Consider the following 18858-nt stretch of genomic DNA (forward strand, 5'->3'; position numbering starts at 1 on the left):
AGGACGTAAAAGAAAAAGTTTTATTTCATGTTACAATAAACGTAATTGTTACTAGAATAAGATAGAAAGGTTGAAAGTAGGTGACATCATGGGAAAAATCATTGCTATTGCTAATCAAAAAGGCGGTGTTGGAAAAACAACAACATCTGTTAATTTAGGGGCTGGATTGGCGCAAGTAGGTAAAAAAGTCCTTCTTGTAGATATTGATGCTCAAGGAAATGCAACGACTGGTGTGGGAATTGAAAAATCTGAATTAGATCAATGTATTTACAACGTTCTTGTGGAAGATGCAGATGTTCAAGGGGTTATACAGAAAACCGCAACTGAAAACTTAGATGTTCTACCCGCTACAATTCAATTGGCTGGTGCTGAAATTGAATTGGTACCGACTATTTCCCGGGAAGTACGTTTGCAAAGAGCATTACAGCCAGTTCGTGATGAATATGACTATATTATTATCGACTGTCCCCCATCTTTAGGGTTATTAACGATTAATGCATTAACAGCAGCAGATTCTGTTATTATTCCTGTACAGTGTGAATATTACGCACTAGAAGGGTTAAGTCAGCTATTAAATACAGTTCGACTTGTACAAAAACATTTAAATAAAAATTTAGCAATTCAAGGTGTATTGTTAACAATGTTGGATGCCCGTACAAATTTAGGGATTCAAGTTATAGATGAAGTGAAAAAGTATTTTAGGGATAAAGTATATCGCTCGATTATTCCGCGTAATGTACGCTTGAGCGAGGCTCCAAGTCATGGGAAACCTATTATGCAGTATGACGCTAAATCAAGAGGAGCAGAAGTGTATATAGATTTAGCAGAGGAAGTGATTGCAGGTGGCTAAAGGATTAGGAAGAGGAATTAATGTGTTTTTTCCTGATTTAGATGTGAAAGAAGAGGAAACAATTCAGGAGATTCTTGTAACTGAATTAAGGCCGAATCCATATCAACCGCGTAAACACTTTAATAAAGAGGCGATTCAGGAATTAGCAATTTCGATTAAGGAACACGGTATTCTACAACCATTAATTGCTAGGAAGAGTATTAAAGGATATGAAATTGTTGCAGGTGAAAGACGATTTCGTGCTGCAAAAGAGGCTGGTTTAGAAAAAGTACCTGCGGTTGTAAGACAATTAACTGAACAGCAAATGATGGAATTTGCTTTGTTAGAAAACTTACAACGAGAAGATTTAAATCCTATGGAAGAGGCAATGGCATACCAGATGTTAATGAATGAGCTAAATGTAACGCAAGAACAATTAGCGAAACGTCTTGGTAAAAGCAGACCTTACATTGCAAATTATACTCGGTTATTAAGCCTACCTTCTTTCGTACAAGATATGATTGCAAATGGTCAACTTTCAATGGCTCATGGGAGAACTTTACTTACGATAAAAGATGAAGAACAATTGAAGTCCTTATTGAAACGCATTGAAAAAGAAGGATTAAATGTTCGTCAATTAGAGAAAATCGTCCAAGAGATTAATCAACACGTTTCACGTGAAACAAAAAAAGTGAAAAAAGAGCGAAATATATTTTTCGTAGAACGTGAAACGTTCTTAAGAGAAAAGTTTGGCACAGATGTGAAAATTAAAGAGACGAAAAAAGAAAAAGGTAAAATCGAAATTGAATTTTTTAATAAAGAAGATTTAAATCGTATTTTAGAACTATTAGCACAGAAAAATTAAAAAGCAAACCATCTTATTATTTATAGATGGTTTGCTTTTTTTAATGCGGATAATTTTTGATCCGTCTCTTTTATACTTTTTGCGATTACATCAGCCATTTTCATGACTAAACTTAATCTTGTATTTTGAAGAACGAAAAACTCCATAAACCCATTTAGATTGACGATACCGTGTATGTGCAAATCACCAACTGCAGGTAATTTCTTATTCATAGCAGCTCCAGGTTTACTAGGTCCCTTTCCAGTAGTGATTGATCCGATATTTTGGGACTTTCCTAAACATGCATCAACAGCAATTATAAATGCAGTAGGATATTCTTTCTGTATATTCTGAATTTTCTCTTCTAAATTTAGCGCATGTACTGGCTCATCTAGTGTACCGAATACTTGGAGGTTTTGGATGTCTATTTGTTCAAGTTTTGTACCAACTAATGGGCCGAGTGCGTCACCTGTAGAGCGATCTGTGCCGATACAAACGAGAATGAGTGGTATATTAGTTTTAATAGGAATATGGGTAAGTAAGAAATTACTGATTATTTCAGAGGCTTCTAGATCTTGGTGCATAACGTTTTGAGTTTCTTTCTCAAAAAATGGTAAGCGAAAACTTCCAATATTCATGAAGCACCCATCCTTTTAATAAATTTTCAATATATGTTATATGGTGAGGAAAATGGAAAGTTATAAGTGCGTAATTTTTGCAAAATGTGAATGAAAACGGAAATAATAGTACTAGTATATATATATTCGTTCCATTTTATACCTGGATGTCGGGGATAAAATAGGATTAAAATCATAAAATTTTTTCAGCAATTAGGGGACTTCTGATACAATAATAAGGGTAACTAAAAAGAAATTTTAGCTAGAGAGGTAGAGGTACATGGATTTATTAGCGAAGTGGTTTAATTCTATGAAACAGTATTTATTAGATGCTGATCGTTGGGCTCATATTGGAGTTGCGACATTAAAAATATGTATTATTTTAACAATTGGTGCAGTTGTTGTGCGAATTGCAAGGGCGGTTGTACGAAATGCGTTTCGTATGGGGAGTCGTTCTCCAATTCAAATTTCAGAACGTCGTACAGTTACAGTAGCGAAATTACTTGAAAATATTGTAGCGTACGTTGTTATGTTCATTATGCTAATTGCGATTTTAGGTGTATTTGATATTAATGCATCAGGTTTATTAGCGGGTGCTGGGGTAATTGGTTTAGCAGTCGGATTTGGTGCTCAAAGTTTAGTGAAAGACGTTATTACAGGTTTATTTATTTTGTTAGAAGATCAGTTTTCAGTTGGCGATTATGTTAAAATCGGTCAATTTGAAGGAGTCGTTTTAGAAATTGGACTTCGTACAACGAAAGTAAAGAGTTGGACAGGTGAAATTCATACTTTACCAAATGGAAGTATTATTCAAGTTACTAACTACTCAGTTAGTAATAGTGTAGCGTTTGTTGATGTATCTATTTCATATGAGGCTGATATTGCGAAAGCAGAGCAAGTTATTGAAGATTTATTAGTAGAATTACCTTCAAAGTACGAAAAAATGGTAACAACGCCTCAATTATTAGGTGTGCAAACATTAGCTGCATCAGAAGTTATATTACGTGTTATTGCTGAAGTAGAACCGATGCAACATGCAGTTATTGCAAGGGCACTTCGTAAAGAGATTAAAAATCGTCTTGATTTACATGGAATTGAAATTCCATATCCACGTATGGTTTTATATAATCGTGAAGAATTAGTTAGTGGAAAAGCAATTTAGTATGGAGAGGAGTTTGGAGAATGGAGCAAAAGGAATATAACTTGTATGATGTTGTGGAAATGAAGAAAGCCCATCCATGTGGCGAGAATCGTTGGAAAATTATTCGTATGGGAATGGATATCCGCATTAAGTGCGAGGGGTGTGACCATTCAGTAATGATTCCTCGAAGAGAGTTTGATCGTAAGGTGAAAAAAATACTTGTGAAGCACGAAGAATAGAGGGAGAGTAACAGTTACAGTAGGTAACTGTTACTTTTTTTCGTTTGGCGGAAACTTGTCATTTTTTTCGTTACTATCTATAATGATGAAAGATTGAGACATAGGAGTGAAAAATATGGGATTAACGGCTGGGATTGTTGGATTACCTAACGTAGGGAAGTCCACTTTATTTAATGCAATTACACAAGCAGGAGCAGAATCTGCGAACTATCCATTCTGTACAATTGATCCAAACGTAGGGATTGTAGAAGTACCAGATGAGCGTTTAAATAAATTAACGGAATTAGTAGAACCGAAAAAGACTGTTCCGACTGTATTCGAGTTTACTGATATTGCAGGTATCGTAAAAGGTGCTAGTAAAGGTGAAGGTTTAGGAAATAAATTCTTATCTCACATTCGTCAAGTAGATGCAATTTGCCAAGTTGTTCGTTGTTTTGAAGACGAAAATATTACGCACGTTTCAGGGAAAGTAGATCCAATTGATGATATTGAAACAATCAATTTAGAGCTAATTTTAGCGGATTTAGAGTCTGTTGATAAGCGTATCGAGCGTGTTGCGAAATTAGCAAGACAAAAAGATAAAGAAGCGGTATATGAGCATGAAATTTTAGTTCGTTTAAAAGAAGCTTTTGAAGAGGGAAAACCAGCTCGTACTGTTGAATTTACAGAAGAGCAGATGAAGATTGTTAAAGGCCTTCATTTACTTACAACAAAAGAAATGTTATACGTAGCGAATGTAAGTGAAGACGATATTATTGATCCTTCGGAAAATAAATACGTACAAATGGTAAAAGAATTTGCAGCAAATGAAAATTCTCAAGTAATCGTTGTATGTGCAAAAATTGAATCAGAAATCGCTGAATTAGACGAAGAAGAGAAAAAAGTATTCCTTGAAGAATTAGGAATTGAAGAGTCTGGTTTAGATCAATTAATTCGTGCAGCATATGACCTATTAGGACTTGCTACGTACTTTACAGCTGGCGTTCAAGAAGTACGTGCTTGGACATTTAAACAAGGAATGAAGGCACCACAATGTGCTGGTGTTATTCATACAGACTTTGAGCGTGGATTTATTCGTGCAGAAACAGTTTCTTACGATGATTTAATGACAAACGGTTCTATGACAGCTGCAAAAGAAGCTGGAAAAGTACGTTTAGAAGGAAAAGAATATATCGTAAAAGACGGAGATGTTATGCACTTCCGTTTTAACGTTTAATTTAATATTTCCTAGGAAAAATAAAGATATGAACTTGGCAAATATATTATATGTTTGCCAAGTTTTTTATGTATTGGTGAGTTGATTCATATAACTTACTATGATATAATCTAAACTCGTGAGTAATTACTATAAATTAATTGCTCCTTGCCCATTACGGGCCGTTTAGACCAAAAGGAGGTGAAAGTGTAATGAGAAAGTACGAAATTATGTACATCATTCGTCCTGGCGTTGAAGAAGAAGCTCAAAAAGCTTTAGTTGAACGTTTTGCAGGTGTTTTAACAAACAATGGTGCAGAAATCATTAACACGAAAGAGTGGGGTAAGCGTCGTTTAGCTTACGAAATCAACGACTTACGTGAAGGTTTCTACATGATCTTAAACGTGAAATCTAACGCAGAAGCGATTAACGAATTCGACCGTTTAGCTAAGATCAACGAAGACATCCTTCGTCATATCGTTGTTAAAGAAGAAGAAAAATAATTGATATATAAGGGAGAGTGGTTCGATTGATGAATCGTGTTATCCTCGTTGGTCGTTTAACTAAGGACCCTGACTTACGTTACACGCCCAATGGTGTCGCAGTAGCTACTTTTACGTTAGCTGTGAATCGCGCATTTGCCAATCAGCAAGGTGAGCGTGAAGCTGACTTTATTAATTGTGTAATATGGCGTAAACAAGCAGAAAACGTAGCAAATTATTTGAAAAAAGGTAGCTTAGCAGGCGTAGATGGGCGTCTTCAAACTCGTAATTACGAGGGACAAGATGGTAAACGTGTATACGTAACAGAAGTTCTTGCGGAAAGCGTGCAATTTTTAGAGCCGCGTAATGGCGGTGGGGAGCAACGTGGTTCATTTAATCAGCAACCATCAGGAGCTGGTTTCGGTAACCAAGGCTCTAACCCATTTGGTCAATCTAGTAATTCAGGTAACCAAGGTAACTCTGGATTTACGAAGAATGACGATCCATTTTCAAATGTAGGTCAACCGATCGACATTTCCGACGACGATTTACCGTTCTAATACAGTAAATTTGTTAGTTTTAACAAAGAATGGAGGGAAATAGACATGGCAGGACGCAAAGGTGGACGTGCGAAACGTCGTAAGGTGTGTTTCTTCACAGCTAACGGCATCACTCGCATTGACTATAAAGATGTTGATTTATTAAAACGTTTCGTTTCTGAGCGTGGTAAAATTTTACCTCGTCGTGTAACAGGAACAAGCGCAAAATACCAACGCAAACTTACAGTTGCAATTAAACGTGCTCGTCAAATGGCACTTTTACCATATGTTGGTGAATAATAGCGTATGAAATGCACAGTAGAGTCGGACTCTACTGTGCATTTTGCTATGCTTTTCTTTTTGAAAGAGAGGTTAAAATGTGAAACAAACAAAGTTTATTACAGAAGGTGCAGCATTATTAGCTATATATGCAATTTTATTGCTTATATCTATGTATGTTCCGATTTTGGGTACAGTTGTAACTTTTGCGTTGCCGTTACCATTTATACTATTAATGATAAGACATAAACTATCTAATGTGCTCGTGGTTTTTGTAGCAGCACTTTTTGTTACTATTATTGTGAGTCAACCGCTGAATTTAGTGAAGACAATTATGTTTGGATTGATAGGGATTGTTTTAGGATATATGTATAAAACAAGAAAAAAGCCAGTTGAAATCTTAATAGCGGGGACGCTTGCATACTTAATTGGTTTTGTACTTATTTATGTTGCGAGTATAAAGTTTTTCAACATAGATATAATGAAGCAAATGCAAAGTATGTTTAGTGAAAGTATGGCGAAAAGCGAAAAGATAGTAAGTGCTACAGGTATGCCGATTAGTAAGGAACAAAAAGAGCTACTTGCACAAATGAATGATATATTACAATCGTTACTTCCAAGTATACTTGTGCTAGTTTCAGTATGTTTTTCTTGGATTACAGTGATAATATCAGGTAGTGTTTTGAAAAAGTTAAAACATGAAGTTATATCTTGGCCTAAATTTAAAGATATACAATTACCAAAGAGTATCATTTGGTATTACGTTATATTTATTTTGTTAGCAACTTTTATAAAAGTAGAACCAACATCATATTTACATATGGTATTTTCTAACCTAAATGTCATATTTGCACTATTGCTTGTACTGCAAGGTCTGACATTTATCGCCTTTTTAGCGTATAGAAAAGGTTTTACTAAAGGGGTTCCTATTATTAGTTTTATTGCATGCATGTTTATTCCGATGCTGTTTCCTCTTGTGACAATCTTAGGTATAATTGACTTAGGGATTTCATTGCGTTCTAAAATAGGGGGATAAAATAATATTCCTTATACTATTTTAATCTGTTTAACTAACTGGAAGGTAAGTTAGTTTTACTTTATAGGAGTTGTATACATGCCTGAATTTGATAAGAAACAGTGGTTTTTATATCCTGTTTATGTATTGGCATTTTTTGTGTTTGTGCTCATTTCAATTCTCTGTTATTTTCATTTAATTATGGGTATAGCTGCTTTTGTCATTTTTTGTATCGTATTCTTTATCGTTATACGATTTGAACTTAATTTTCAAAGGAATTTCGAAAAGCATACGACAGATATGATTACAAGAGTAAAGAAAGTAAGTAATGAAGCATTTAACCAAATGCCGATTGGTATTTTGTTATACAATAAGGATTATGGGATTGATTGGGCAAATCCTTATTTATCTTCATGTCTGGGACAGCACGCATTAGCTGGATGGCACCTTTACGATGTATCAGAAACATTACTTCTTTTCATTAAAGGAGAAACTTCTGATGATATAGTCTCTTTAAATAATCGAAAGTTTCGCGTTTTTGTAAGGAAAGAAGAAAAGTTAATTTATTTCTTTGATGTAACGGAACAAACAGAAATCGAAAAGATGTACGAGGATCAAAGGACTGTTTTAGCTGTCATCTATTTGGATAATTATGATGAAGTTACACAAGGATTAGATGATCAATTACGTACGAATATAACAAGTCTTGTGACATCGCGACTAAATGAATGGGCACTTAAGTATGGTGCTTATTTAAAACGTGCATCTTCAGAAAGATTCTTCGTTGTGCTAAATGAAAGTATTTTGACGCAGATGGAGAAAGGGAAATTTAGCATTTTAGATCAGGTGCGTGAAGAAACATCTAAAAGGAATATACCACTTACATTAAGTGTGGGTGTCGGATCAGGTGATTTACCTTTATCAGAGCTTGGAGCAATGGCTCAATCTGGTTTAGATCTTGCGCTTGGGCGTGGGGGAGACCAAGTAGCTATTAAACAAGCGACAGGTAAAGTTAAGTTCTATGGAGGTAAGACAAATCCGGTTGAAAAACGTACCCGTGTACGCGCCAGGGTCATTTCGCATGCGTTAAAGGATTTAGTATTAGAAAGTAGTAATGTCATTATTATGGGGCATAGGGCTCCCGATATGGACGCAATTGGTGCTGCGATTGGTATTTTAAAAGTGGCTCAATTAAATGAGCGTAAAGGATATATTGTGTTAGATGAAAATGATTCCGATAAAGGAATTAAGCGTTTGATGGACAAAGTGAAACAAAATGAGGAGTTATGGTCTCATTTTATTACTCCAGAGCAAGCGATGGAATTTGCAAATGATGAGTCGTTACTTGTTGTTGTCGATACGCATAAACCTTCTATGGTGATGGAGCAAAAACTGTTACATAAAATTGAAAATGTAGTAGTTATTGATCATCATCGCCGTGGAGAAGATTTTATTGAAGACCCATTGCTAGTTTATATGGAACCATATGCTTCTTCAACGGCGGAATTGGTTACAGAATTACTTGAGTATCAACCTAAAAATTTAAAGATGACAATGTTAGAAGCGACGGCATTGTTAGCGGGTATTATTGTCGACACGAAAAGTTTCACATTCCGGACAGGGGCTCGTACATTTGATGCTGCTTCTTATTTACGCTCACATGGTGCAGATACTGTACTTGTACAAGAACTTTTAAAGGAAGATATGGATCAGTATTTACGGGTTGCAAAAGCTATAAAAAATGCGTACATTTATAAAAATGGAATTGCGATTGCTAAAGTTGATAGTGATGATTACTACGATCAAGTGCTTATTGCGCAATCGGCAGACACGTTATTAACGATGACAGGGATTATTGCATCATTTGTTGTTGCGAAACGTGACGAGAATCTCATTGGAATTAGCAGCAGGTCTTTAGGTGAAGTGAATGTGCAGCTAATTATGGAAAACTTAGGCGGTGGCGGGCATTTGACGAATGCAGCCACACAGATGAAAAATGTTACAGTAGATGAAGCTGAGGAGAAGCTTCGATTTGTTATTGATGACTATTTACAGGGAGGCACACAATCATGAAAGTAATTTTTCTAAAAGACGTAAAAGGTAAAGGTAAAAAAGGAGAAGTAAAAAACGTACCAGATGGCTATGCAAACAACTTCTTACTAAAACAAGGATTAGCTGCTGAAGCAACAAATAGCAGTATGAAAACTTTAGAAGCTCAAAAGCGTAAAGAAGAAAAAGATGCAGCAGCAGAGCTTGAAAATGCAAAAGAGTTAAAAGAGACTTTAGAGAAATTAACTGTAGAATTAAAGGCGAAATCTGGAGAAGGTGGCCGTTTATTTGGTTCTATCACAAGCAAACAAATCGTAGATGCAATGCAAAAATCACACAAGATTAAACTTGATAAACGTAAATTTGAAATGGACGATGCAATCCGCGCGTTAGGTTATACAAACGTTACTGTGAAATTGCATCCACAAGTAACAGCAACAGTAAAAGTTCATGTTAGTGAACAATAAAAATAAATTAAGCAAGGAGGATTGCGTATGAGTGATGTACTTGCTGATCGTACCCCTCCGCATAATATAGAGGCTGAGCAGGCGGTTTTAGGGGCCATATTGATTGATCAAGATGCGTTAACTTCAGCATCAGAGTTATTGGTACCTGATTCGTTCTATCGAACGAAACATCAAAAGATTTTTGAAGTCATGCTTGGGCTATCTGATAAGGGAGAGCCGATCGACTTAGTAATGATGACATCAGCAATGGCTGATCAAGGATTACTAGAAGAGGTTGGTGGGGTTTCTTACTTAGCAGAGTTAGCAGAAGTTGTGCCAACTGCAGCTAACGTAGAATATTACGCACGCATCATCGCTGAAAAGGCGCTTTTACGTCGTTTAATTCGCACGGCGACTCATATTGTATCGGATGGATACGAGAGAGAAGATGATGTGGATGGTCTTTTAAACGAGGCTGAGAAAAAAATATTAGAAGTATCCCATCAAACGAATGCAAAAGCATTCCAAAACATTAAAGATGTTCTTGTAGATGCTTATGACAAAATTGAACTTTTGCATAATCAAAAGGGTGAAGTTACTGGGATACCAACTGGGTTTACTGAATTAGATAAGATGACAGCAGGTTTCCAACGAAATGATTTAATTATCGTGGCAGCACGTCCATCAGTAGGGAAAACGGCATTTTCATTAAATATTGCACAAAACGTAGCGACGAAAACGGATGAAAATGTAGCGATTTTTAGTTTGGAGATGGGTGCTGATCAGCTTGTTATGCGTATGCTTTGTGCAGAAGGGAATATTGATGCACAAAGACTTCGTACTGGTTCATTAACTTCCGATGATTGGGCAAAATTAACAATGGCAATGGGGAGTCTCTCAAATGCTGGTATATATATTGATGATACGCCAGGTATTAAAGTAAATGAGATTCGAGCAAAATGCCGTAGATTAAAGCAAGAACAAGGTCTTGGTATGATTTTGATTGACTATTTGCAGCTTATTCAAGGAAGTGGGAAATCAGGAGAAAACCGTCAGCAGGAAGTATCTGAGATTTCTCGTACCTTAAAAGGGATTGCGCGTGAATTGCAAGTGCCTGTTATTGCTTTATCACAGTTATCTCGTGGTGTAGAATCTCGTCAAGATAAACGCCCGATGATGTCTGATATTCGTGAATCTGGAAGTATTGAGCAGGATGCTGATATTGTAGCTTTCCTATATCGTGAAGACTACTATGATCGAGAAACGGAAAACAAAAATACAATTGAAATTATTATTGCAAAACAACGTAACGGTCCAGTAGGTTCAGTGGAACTTGCATTCGTCAAAGAGTTCAATAAGTTCGTTAACTTAGAACGTCGTTTTGAGGATGGACATGCTCCACCGGCATAAAGGCAGTATAAAAAAGAAACACATTTCTTATAATAAGATGTGTTTCTTTTTTTTTTATAAGAAAGATAAGGCTTTCATAAGTTAAATATATAATTCTTACGAACGAAAATGTTTTTTTGTGAAAAAATGTTCGCTTTTCGGTTGACTTCTCTTTCGGTTTTGGTACAATTATATTGTTTGAATAGATCGTTTGAAAATTGCGGAGGTGCTTTAATAATGTCTTCAGTAGTAGTTGTAGGAACACAATGGGGCGACGAAGGAAAAGGTAAAATCACTGATTTTCTTTCTGAGCATGCGGAAGTAGTTGCAAGATATCAAGGTGGAAATAACGCGGGACATACAATTGTTTTCGGCGGAGTTAAATATAAATTACACTTAATTCCATCTGGTATTTTCTATAAAGAGAAAATTTGTGTAATCGGAAACGGATTAGTAGTAGATCCAAAAGCATTACTTGAAGAGTTAAAATACTTACACGATCGTGGTGTAAGTACTGATAATTTACGTGTAAGTAACCGTGCACATGTTATTTTACCTTACCACTTAAAACAAGATGAGTTAGAAGAAGCAAGTAAAGGTGATAACAAAATCGGTACAACGAAAAAAGGTATCGGTCCTGCATATATGGATAAAGCTGCTCGTATTGGTATTCGTATGGCTGATCTTTTAGACCGTGAAGCATTTAAAGAGAAGCTTGAGCGCAATTTAGTAGAAAAAAATCGTTTATTTGAAAAAATGTACGATACAGAAGGTTTCACTGTAGAAGAAATTTTCGAAGAGTACTTCGAGTACGGGCAACAAATCGCGCAATATGTATGTGATACGTCTGTTGTATTAAATGATGCATTAGATAATAATCACCGTGTATTATTTGAAGGTGCGCAAGGTGTTATGCTTGATATTGACCACGGTACGTACCCGTTCGTTACATCTTCTAACCCAATTGCTGGTGGTGTAACAGTTGGAACTGGAGTTGGTCCTGCGAAAGTTACTCGCGTTGTAGGTGTATGTAAAGCATATACAAGCCGCGTTGGTGATGGTCCATTCCCTACTGAGCTTCATGATGAAATTGGTCATCAAATTCGTGAAGTTGGTCGCGAGTATGGAACGACAACTGGTCGTCCACGCCGCGTAGGTTGGTTCGATAGCGTTGTTGTAAGACATGCACGTCGTGTTAGTGGTTTAACGGATCTATCATTAAATTCTATCGACGTTTTAACAGGTATTCCAACTCTTAAAATTTGTGTAGCTTACAAATACAATGGCGAAGTTATTGATGAAGTTCCAGCTAACTTAAACATTTTAGCGAAATGTGAGCCTGTATATGAAGAGCTTCCAGGTTGGGAAGAAGATATTACTGGTGTAAAATCATTAGATGAACTTCCTGAAAATGCACGAAAATACGTAGAACGTGTTTCTGAGTTAACAGGAATTCAAATATCTATGTTCTCAGTTGGACCAGATCGTAACCAAACAAATATTGTACGTAACGTATACGAAGCTTAATTAACATTTTTTGAAAAAAAACTCATGTCTGCATGAGTTTTTTTCTTATTCTTTTATAAAAAAACAAAAAAAGTATTGCAATAAATACAGAATACATGTTATGATACATCTTGTCGTCACGAAAATATGACGTTGGTGAGTATGAGCCATTAGCTCAGTTGGTAGAGCATCTGACTTTTAATCAGAGGGTCGAAGGTTCGAGTCCTTCATGGCTCACCATTTTATTTTTCGTGGCCCGTTGGTCAAGTGGTTAAGACACCGCCCTTTCACGGCGGTAACACGGGTTCGAATCCCGTACGGGTCATGTTTTTTTTTGCTTATTTTTGGTCCCGTGGTGTAGTGGTTAACATGCCTGCCTGTCACGCAGGAGATCGCCGGTTCGACCCCGGTCGGGACCGCCACTTTTGTTTATACCACCATTAGTGGTTTTATATATAGTTTTGGCTCGGTAGCTCAGTCGGTAGAGCAGAGGACTGAAAATCCTCGTGTCGGCGGTTCGATTCCGTCCCGAGCCACTCTCAGGATATTAAGTGGGCCCACTTAATATCCTTTTTATTTATGTAATTTTACAAAACTGAGTAGTTATTTTAAAATAGAACGAGGAGCCTCTAGCAGTTGAAGCTAGAGGTTTTTCTATAGATCGTATAGGATGCCGTGTAAAAGTGGATCATACATGAGTCTATGAGAATAGAGGAGAAAATACTTAAACAAAGGATGCGGTCATATAGGACATACTATGTAAACATCAATATGTTTAGGGATTATTGACCATATTTTTATAAGGAGGAAATAGACGATGATGGGAAAGAAAATTTTAGTAGTTGATGATGAAAAGCCGATTGCAGATATTTTGAAGTTTAACCTAGAAAAAGAAGGTTTTGAAATAGTAATGGCGCATGATGGTGATGAAGCAATTGAAAAGGCTAATGAAGAGCAACCAGATATGGTTTTATTAGATATTATGCTACCAGGTAAAGATGGCTTAGAGGTTTGCCGTGAAATACGTAAAAGCTCAGAAATGCCGATTATTATGCTTACAGCAAAGGACTCTGAGATTGATAAAGTATTAGGGCTCGAGCTTGGGGCAGATGATTATGTAACGAAGCCATTTAGTACGAGGGAATTACTTGCTCGTGTGAAGGCGAATTTACGCCGCCATCAACAAGGTGGTGCTGCGGAAAAAGAAGAAAATACAGAAATGGTTATTGGACCAATTGTGATTAATCCAAATGCATATAGTGTAACGAAGCGCGAGGAAAATATCGAGCTTACACATCGTGAATTTGAGTTGCTACATTATTTAGCGAAACATTTAGGACAAGTTATGACACGCGAACATTTATTACAAACAGTTTGGGGTTATGACTATTTTGGAGATGTGCGCACAGTAGACGTTACAGTACGTCGTTTGCGTGAAAAAATTGAAGATAATCCAAGCCATCCTACTTTAATTGTAACTAGACGTGGAGTAGGGTATTACTTGCGTGACCCAGAGCAGGAATAGTATATGAAGAAAGTTGGTTTTTTTCAATCTATTCATTTAAAATTTGTGCTTATATATATGCTATTAATATTAATAGCGATGCAAGTTATTGGAGTATATTTCGTAAGGGAATTAGAGAAGAGCTTAGTACAAGGTTTTAGGGATTCTTTAACGCAGCAAACAAACTTATTATCATATAATTTGAAGCAAGAGTTTAAAAAAAGTTATACAAAAGCAGAAACAGAGTCAACAGATGAAACGATTAAAACTTCAATTCGAAAATTTGCCTCTGATCAGAAGAAAGTTATACAAGAGGTAAGTGTATTTGATTCGCACAGAAAGTTACTGGCTATTTCAGATGAATCAAAGCAGAATAAGGTGAATCGAACATCAACTGATATAGCTGTTCAGCGAGTGTTAGTACAAAAAAAGCCGGAAGTGAAAATTGAGAAGGATGGTAGTACAGGTCATCGTGTTCAAGTTATGCTTACTCCGATTCTAGATGATAACGGTAAGGATGCGCTTGGTGTTATTTACATTGTGGCATCTATGGAAGATGTATATAAACAAATGAAGGATATAAATCAAATTTTTGCTACGGGAACAGTAATTGCTTTATTAGTAACGGCCGTACTTGGGATTTTATTGGCTCAAACAATTACAAGACCAATTTCAGATATGCGGAGACAAGCAATCGAAATGGCAAAAGGAAATTATTCGAGAAAAGTAAAAGTGCATAGCCATGATGAAATTGGACAACTGGCATTATCCTTCAATAATTTATCAAAAAAATTACAACAAGCTCGTTCTTCTACAGAAAGTGAAAGGCGTAAATTATCATCTGTTTTATCACATATGACAGATGGAGTAATTGCTACTGACCGAAAAGGGGATATTATTTTACTAAATGATCCTGCGGAAAAGATGTTAAATGTTTCTCGTGAAACAGCGCTCGATCAATCTGTTTTAGAGGTATTAGGGATACAGGAAGAATTTACGCTCGATCATTTATATGAAGAGCCAGATTCTGTTTTATTAGATTTTAGTACGAGAAACGAACCATATATTTTACGTGCTAGTTTCTCTGTTATTCAAAAAGAAACAGGGAAGGCAAACGGCTTAATTGCTGTACTATATGATGTAACAGAGCAGGAGCGTATAGAACGGGAACGCCGTGAGTTTGTGGCGAATGTCTCTCATGAATTAAGGACGCCATTAACGACGATGCGCAGTTATTTAGAGGCACTTACAGATGGAGCATGGCAGGATCCAAATATTGCACCACAATTTTTAACGGTTACACAAGAAGAAACAGAAAGAATGATTAGACTTGTAAATGCGTTGTTACAGCTATCTAAACTTGATAGTACAGAGCATCGTTTAATGAAAGAATGGGTCGACTTTACTGATTTCTTTAATAATATTATTGATCGCTTTGAAATGTCTAAAGAGCAAAATGTAAGTTTCAAACGATCTTTCTCTAAGAAATCTAGATTTATTGATATGGATACTGACAAAATTACTCAAGTGCTGTATAACATTATTTCTAACGCATTAAAGTATTCACCAGAAGGTGGAACAGTAACATATCGTTTACGTGATCGCGGTGATTTATTAGAAATTAGTGTAAGTGACCAAGGAATGGGTATTCCAAAAGAAAACGTTGATAAAATCTTTGAACGTTTTTATCGCGTAGATAAAGCTCGTTCAAGACAAATGGGTGGTACTGGGCTTGGATTAGCAATTGCAAAAGAAATGATTGAGGCACATGGTGGCTCTATTTGGGCGAAGAGTGAAGAAGGAAAAGGGACAACTATTTATTTCACGTTACCAATGGCAGCAGATGAAGAGGACGATTGGGAATGAGTATGGAAAACTTTAAAACAATAGTTTTAATTAACCTAGTTGTAATTAGCCTATTTCTTACTTTTAACCTATGGACGTATGTGCCAGATTCTACATCCATGCAAAACGCGAAATTTGTGCAGGGAAATGAAGGAATGAACCAAACTAAAATTTCCGATGTTGTCCGTCCTACTTCTATCATCGTGCATAAAGATAAAAATCATTATGGGAGCAGAAGAGAGGCAGATATAGAATCAATCTATAAGCCTCTGGAAGTAGGGGAACTACATGATTTTAAAGAGATATCAATCACTAAGGGTGATTTCCTTTCATATGTGCATGGTGAAGGGAAAGTTGAACTTGTTTTCCCTACCGATATCCCATTTGATGCAGTAAAATCCATGTTTAACATGAAAGAGAAGAGTACAGATAAGCCTAAACATTTTAACCGTATTCTCCTCGATCCTTCTCGAAGTAAGGATCAAGAAATTAAAATTAACTTTGTTTCTGATGGTGATAACTTTAAAATATACGAGGCAAAATTAAGTGGCGTGTATTTAAAAGATATTGTAAATGCCCAAAATCAATTTATAGTATCAGCAAAGCCTTATTTTGATTATCAACTTAATGATATGAAAAAGTTATTTTTACCAGATGGAACGACAGAGTTAAACAATATAACATATATTTCATCTAATTTAGCAGTTGATACGTTTAAGAATGCTCTGTTTAGTGATCCTCGTTATTTAAGTCCGATTACCGAGATGTCGAAAGAAACATTTACAGATGGTATTAGATCCATGGAAATTGAAAACGATCGTCACATGCTAAAGTATAAAAACTCTTCTGTCTTAACTGAGAAAACGATAGATAATTTAATGCTTTTACAAAAAAGCTTTGAATTCGTAAGTGGTCACAGTGGAAGTTTGGATTCATATCGTTTGGACTATATGAATAAAGGAGAGACAGTATTTCGTTTAAATGAAGATGGATATTCAGTATTCAATGAAGATGGATTAGCTGAATTGAGACAAATATGGGGATCAGAAGAAGTAATGGAATATGAAAGACCGTTGCTGTCTTTAAATACTAAAGGTATAGAACAGAAGGTTACTCTTCCGTCAGGGCATGTTGTAATAGCATCCCTAGAAAATAATCCAGAGATAAAGAAACAAGTAATTAAGGATATTGGTATTGGATACAAGTTATCACTAGATGGACAAGTAGTTCGATTACAACCAATTTGGTATGTAAAGCTTGTTGAAGATGAAACAGGTAAACAGAAAATCTATGAGTGGAGTGAGGGAGGACTAAATGGATTGGGATCGGATTAAAACCATATTTATTGTGACCTTTTTTGTTTTGGACCTCTTTCTCATTTTCCAATTCATTCAAAAGCAAGATAGTAATCAATTGGAGCTTATTGCAGAAACAAAGATAGATCAAGAATTAAAAGCAAACAAAATTACGATGGGAAATATCCCTAAAGAACCGAAAAAAGAGTCATTTATTAGAGCAGAAAATAAAGCTTTTAAAGAAGAAGATATACAGTCTTTGAAAAATCAAACGGTGCATATACAAAATATGTACAAGATAGAAAGTAAGCTAAAAGAGCCTTTTTTAAATACGAAATCATTATCAAAAGATAAGTATAATGAATTTTTGAAGAACTATGTATTGGATGGACAAAAGTATGAATTTGGAGCGGTGAAAGACTCTAAAATTTATTTCTTCCAAAAATATAAAGATAAGCCTATTTTCTATAATAATCAGGCGATGATTGTTGTGGAATTAAATGAAAAAAATGAACTTGTTTCATATACGCAGACAATGCTAACTGATTTAAAAGAAATGGGCGAAGGTGAAAAAACGAAAGAGCAAGAAATTATTACGGCTCAAACAGCTTTAGAAAATTTGTATTTAAAAAATAAAATTCATGGAAATACGCATGTTAAAGAAGCGCAAATTGGTTATGCCACTCTTACCGCATCTACTTCTAATAACCAAGTACTGGCTCCAACGTGGAATTTGAAAACGGAGCAGAAGCAGGACTTCTTTGTGAATGCAATTGAAGGACAAGTTATGGAATTAGGAGAAAAGGAAAATCAAGTGGTTGATGAACATACTGGAGTGAGAAAGAATGGGGTTGCATTTTAGCGTACTTGCAAGTGGAAGTACAGGAAATATGCTATACGTAGGAACCGATGAAAAAAAATTACTAGTCGACGCAGGTTTAAGTGGTAAAGCAACAGAGGCTTTATTTAAACAAGCAGAACTGAATATAAATGATGTATCAGGTATTCTTGTAACGCATGAGCATAGTGATCATATTAAAGGTTTAGGTGTACTGGCACGTAAATATGATTTACCTGTTTATGCGAATGAGAAAACATGGAATGCAATGGAACATTTAATAGGAAATATCCCAACTGAACAAAAGTTTATTTTCTCAGTTGGTGATGTGAAAACCTTTGGTGATATTGAAGTCGAGTCATTTGGAGTTTCTCATGATGCGGCAGAACCGATGTTTTATGCTTTCCATAACAATAATAGGAAGTTAGCGCTTATTACAGATACGGGATACGTAAGTGACCGTATGAAAGGCGTTATTAAGGGAGCTAATGCTTTCGTATTTGAAAGTAATCATGATGTAGAAATGCTTCGTATGGGACGTTATCCATGGAGCATTAAACGACGTATTTTAAGTGACGTTGGGCATGTTTGTAATGAGGATGCTGCATTAGCGATGGCAGATGTAATTACAGATGAGACAAAGCATATTTATTTAGCCCATTTAAGCTTAGATAATAACATGAAAGAACTAGCGCGTATGTCAGTATCACAAGTACTAGAGGAAAAAGGATTTGGAGTGGGTGAATCCTTTGAAATTCACGATACAGATCCAAAAATGCCTACAAAAATTCAATACGTATAATTCT

19 protein-coding genes and 4 tRNA genes are annotated in these 18858 nt (G+C 35.9%); 22 read left to right on the forward strand and 1 reads right to left on the reverse strand.

Features of this window, described 5'->3' with window-relative positions:
• The first annotated feature begins 88 nt into the window (after positions 1–88).
• Complete coding sequence (gene soj / locus ACTFR3_RS28205) at positions 89–850, forward strand: sporulation initiation inhibitor protein Soj (RefSeq protein ID WP_000516114.1); 762 nt, start codon at positions 89–91, stop codon at positions 848–850.
• Complete coding sequence (gene spo0J, locus ACTFR3_RS28210) at positions 843–1694, forward strand: stage 0 sporulation protein Spo0J (RefSeq protein ID WP_001051832.1); 852 nt, start codon at positions 843–845, stop codon at positions 1692–1694. The genes soj and spo0J overlap by 8 nt, the downstream gene beginning before the upstream one ends.
• A 20-nt stretch (positions 1695–1714) precedes the next feature.
• On the opposite strand, the gene yyaC is transcribed toward spo0J, so the two are convergent.
• Entirely contained in the window at positions 1715–2311 is a 597-nt protein-coding gene (gene yyaC / locus ACTFR3_RS28215) for a spore protease YyaC (protein ID WP_001020714.1), read from the reverse strand.
• Between the two features lie 259 nt (positions 2312–2570).
• Between yyaC and ACTFR3_RS28220 the strand changes: the two genes are divergently transcribed.
• From ACTFR3_RS28220 to ACTFR3_RS28315, 20 genes are all read left to right on the forward strand, one after another.
• Complete coding sequence (locus ACTFR3_RS28220; protein WP_000364814.1) at positions 2571–3452, forward strand: mechanosensitive ion channel family protein; 882 nt, start codon at positions 2571–2573, stop codon at positions 3450–3452.
• Between the two features lie 20 nt (positions 3453–3472).
• On the forward strand, positions 3473–3670 hold the full coding sequence (locus ACTFR3_RS28225; RefSeq protein ID WP_000435485.1) for a DUF951 domain-containing protein: 198 nt from the start codon (positions 3473–3475) through the stop codon (positions 3668–3670).
• Positions 3671–3785: 115 nt separating this feature from the next.
• The gene (gene ychF / locus ACTFR3_RS28230; protein WP_000524657.1) at positions 3786–4886 is read left to right on the forward strand and encodes a redox-regulated ATPase YchF; all 1101 of its coding nucleotides are present in this window, start codon (positions 3786–3788) and stop codon (positions 4884–4886) included.
• Positions 4887–5077: 191 nt separating this feature from the next.
• Entirely contained in the window at positions 5078–5368 is a 291-nt protein-coding gene (gene rpsF, locus ACTFR3_RS28235) for a 30S ribosomal protein S6 (protein ID WP_001233778.1), read from the forward strand.
• Positions 5369–5394: 26 nt separating this feature from the next.
• On the forward strand, positions 5395–5907 hold the full coding sequence (gene ssb / locus ACTFR3_RS28240; RefSeq protein WP_000981966.1) for a single-stranded DNA-binding protein: 513 nt from the start codon (positions 5395–5397) through the stop codon (positions 5905–5907).
• 45 nt (positions 5908–5952) lie between these two features.
• Entirely contained in the window at positions 5953–6186 is a 234-nt protein-coding gene (gene rpsR / locus ACTFR3_RS28245) for a 30S ribosomal protein S18 (protein WP_000918873.1), read from the forward strand.
• A gap of 79 nt (positions 6187–6265) precedes the next feature.
• Positions 6266–7201: a YybS family protein gene (locus ACTFR3_RS28250; protein WP_000814840.1), complete on the forward strand. Its 936-nt coding sequence runs from the start codon at positions 6266–6268 to the stop codon at positions 7199–7201.
• 78 nt (positions 7202–7279) lie between these two features.
• Positions 7280–9253, forward strand: a complete 1974-nt coding sequence (locus ACTFR3_RS28255; RefSeq protein WP_440045076.1) for a DHH family phosphoesterase — start codon at positions 7280–7282, stop codon at positions 9251–9253.
• Complete coding sequence (gene rplI, locus ACTFR3_RS28260) at positions 9250–9696, forward strand: 50S ribosomal protein L9 (RefSeq protein WP_000864228.1); 447 nt, start codon at positions 9250–9252, stop codon at positions 9694–9696. The genes ACTFR3_RS28255 and rplI overlap by 4 nt, the downstream gene beginning before the upstream one ends.
• A 27-nt stretch (positions 9697–9723) precedes the next feature.
• Positions 9724–11085, forward strand: coding sequence for a replicative DNA helicase (gene dnaB, locus ACTFR3_RS28265; RefSeq protein ID WP_001286148.1), 1362 nt, complete (start codon positions 9724–9726; stop codon positions 11083–11085).
• 216 nt (positions 11086–11301) lie between these two features.
• On the forward strand, positions 11302–12591 hold the full coding sequence (locus ACTFR3_RS28270) for an adenylosuccinate synthase (RefSeq protein ID WP_000100238.1): 1290 nt from the start codon (positions 11302–11304) through the stop codon (positions 12589–12591).
• A 143-nt stretch (positions 12592–12734) separates the two neighbouring features.
• Positions 12735–12810: transfer RNA gene (locus ACTFR3_RS28275), tRNA-Lys, on the forward strand.
• Between the two features lie 13 nt (positions 12811–12823).
• Positions 12824–12895, forward strand: a tRNA-Glu gene (locus ACTFR3_RS28280).
• 21 nt (positions 12896–12916) lie between these two features.
• Positions 12917–12992 (forward strand) — tRNA-Asp (locus ACTFR3_RS28285).
• A 41-nt stretch (positions 12993–13033) separates the two neighbouring features.
• Positions 13034–13106: transfer RNA gene (locus ACTFR3_RS28290), tRNA-Phe, on the forward strand.
• Positions 13107–13387: 281 nt separating this feature from the next.
• The gene (gene walR, locus ACTFR3_RS28295; RefSeq protein WP_000971865.1) at positions 13388–14095 is read left to right on the forward strand and encodes a cell wall metabolism DNA-binding response regulator WalR; all 708 of its coding nucleotides are present in this window, start codon (positions 13388–13390) and stop codon (positions 14093–14095) included.
• Between the two features lie 3 nt (positions 14096–14098).
• The gene (walK, locus tag ACTFR3_RS28300) at positions 14099–15940 is read left to right on the forward strand and encodes a cell wall metabolism sensor histidine kinase WalK (protein WP_000755367.1); all 1842 of its coding nucleotides are present in this window, start codon (positions 14099–14101) and stop codon (positions 15938–15940) included.
• Positions 15937–17253: a YycH family regulatory protein gene (locus tag ACTFR3_RS28305; protein ID WP_000061560.1), complete on the forward strand. Its 1317-nt coding sequence runs from the start codon at positions 15937–15939 to the stop codon at positions 17251–17253. The genes walK and ACTFR3_RS28305 overlap by 4 nt, the downstream gene beginning before the upstream one ends.
• Complete coding sequence (locus ACTFR3_RS28310) at positions 17234–18076, forward strand: two-component system regulatory protein YycI (RefSeq protein ID WP_000383740.1); 843 nt, start codon at positions 17234–17236, stop codon at positions 18074–18076. Before ACTFR3_RS28305 ends, ACTFR3_RS28310 begins: the two co-directional genes overlap by 20 nt.
• A complete protein-coding gene (locus ACTFR3_RS28315; protein WP_000522837.1) occupies positions 18060–18854 on the forward strand; it encodes an MBL fold metallo-hydrolase in 795 nt (264 codons plus the stop codon). Before ACTFR3_RS28310 ends, ACTFR3_RS28315 begins: the two co-directional genes overlap by 17 nt.
• The last annotated feature ends 4 nt before the right edge of the window (positions 18855–18858 follow it).

Source organism: Bacillus cereus group sp. MYBK14-1 (assembly GCF_051916885.1).
Classification (GTDB): domain Bacteria; phylum Bacillota; class Bacilli; order Bacillales; family Bacillaceae_G; genus Bacillus_A; species Bacillus_A cereus.

Bases quoted from the DNA above. Each gene is read 5' to 3' on its own strand.
- soj (WP_000516114.1), top strand. From the start codon at position 89: ATGGGAAAAATCATTGCTATTGCTAATCAAAAAGGCGGTGTTGGAAAA.
- yyaC (WP_001020714.1), bottom strand. From the start codon at position 2,311: ATGAATATTGGAAGTTTTCGCTTACCATTTTTTGAGAAAGAAACTCAA.
- ACTFR3_RS28220 (WP_000364814.1), top strand. From the start codon at position 2,571: ATGGATTTATTAGCGAAGTGGTTTAATTCTATGAAACAGTATTTATTA.
- ACTFR3_RS28225 (WP_000435485.1), top strand. From the start codon at position 3,473: ATGGAGCAAAAGGAATATAACTTGTATGATGTTGTGGAAATGAAGAAA.
- ychF (WP_000524657.1), top strand. From the start codon at position 3,786: ATGGGATTAACGGCTGGGATTGTTGGATTACCTAACGTAGGGAAGTCC.
- rpsF (WP_001233778.1), top strand. From the start codon at position 5,078: ATGAGAAAGTACGAAATTATGTACATCATTCGTCCTGGCGTTGAAGAA.
- rpsR (WP_000918873.1), top strand. From the start codon at position 5,953: ATGGCAGGACGCAAAGGTGGACGTGCGAAACGTCGTAAGGTGTGTTTC.
- ACTFR3_RS28255 (WP_440045076.1), top strand. From the start codon at position 7,280: ATGCCTGAATTTGATAAGAAACAGTGGTTTTTATATCCTGTTTATGTA.
- rplI (WP_000864228.1), top strand. From the start codon at position 9,250: ATGAAAGTAATTTTTCTAAAAGACGTAAAAGGTAAAGGTAAAAAAGGA.
- dnaB (WP_001286148.1), top strand. From the start codon at position 9,724: ATGAGTGATGTACTTGCTGATCGTACCCCTCCGCATAATATAGAGGCT.
- ACTFR3_RS28270 (WP_000100238.1), top strand. From the start codon at position 11,302: ATGTCTTCAGTAGTAGTTGTAGGAACACAATGGGGCGACGAAGGAAAA.
- walR (WP_000971865.1), top strand. From the start codon at position 13,388: ATGATGGGAAAGAAAATTTTAGTAGTTGATGATGAAAAGCCGATTGCA.
- walK (WP_000755367.1), top strand. From the start codon at position 14,099: ATGAAGAAAGTTGGTTTTTTTCAATCTATTCATTTAAAATTTGTGCTT.
- ACTFR3_RS28305 (WP_000061560.1), top strand. From the start codon at position 15,937: ATGAGTATGGAAAACTTTAAAACAATAGTTTTAATTAACCTAGTTGTA.
- ACTFR3_RS28310 (WP_000383740.1), top strand. From the start codon at position 17,234: ATGGATTGGGATCGGATTAAAACCATATTTATTGTGACCTTTTTTGTT.
- ACTFR3_RS28315 (WP_000522837.1), top strand. From the start codon at position 18,060: ATGGGGTTGCATTTTAGCGTACTTGCAAGTGGAAGTACAGGAAATATG.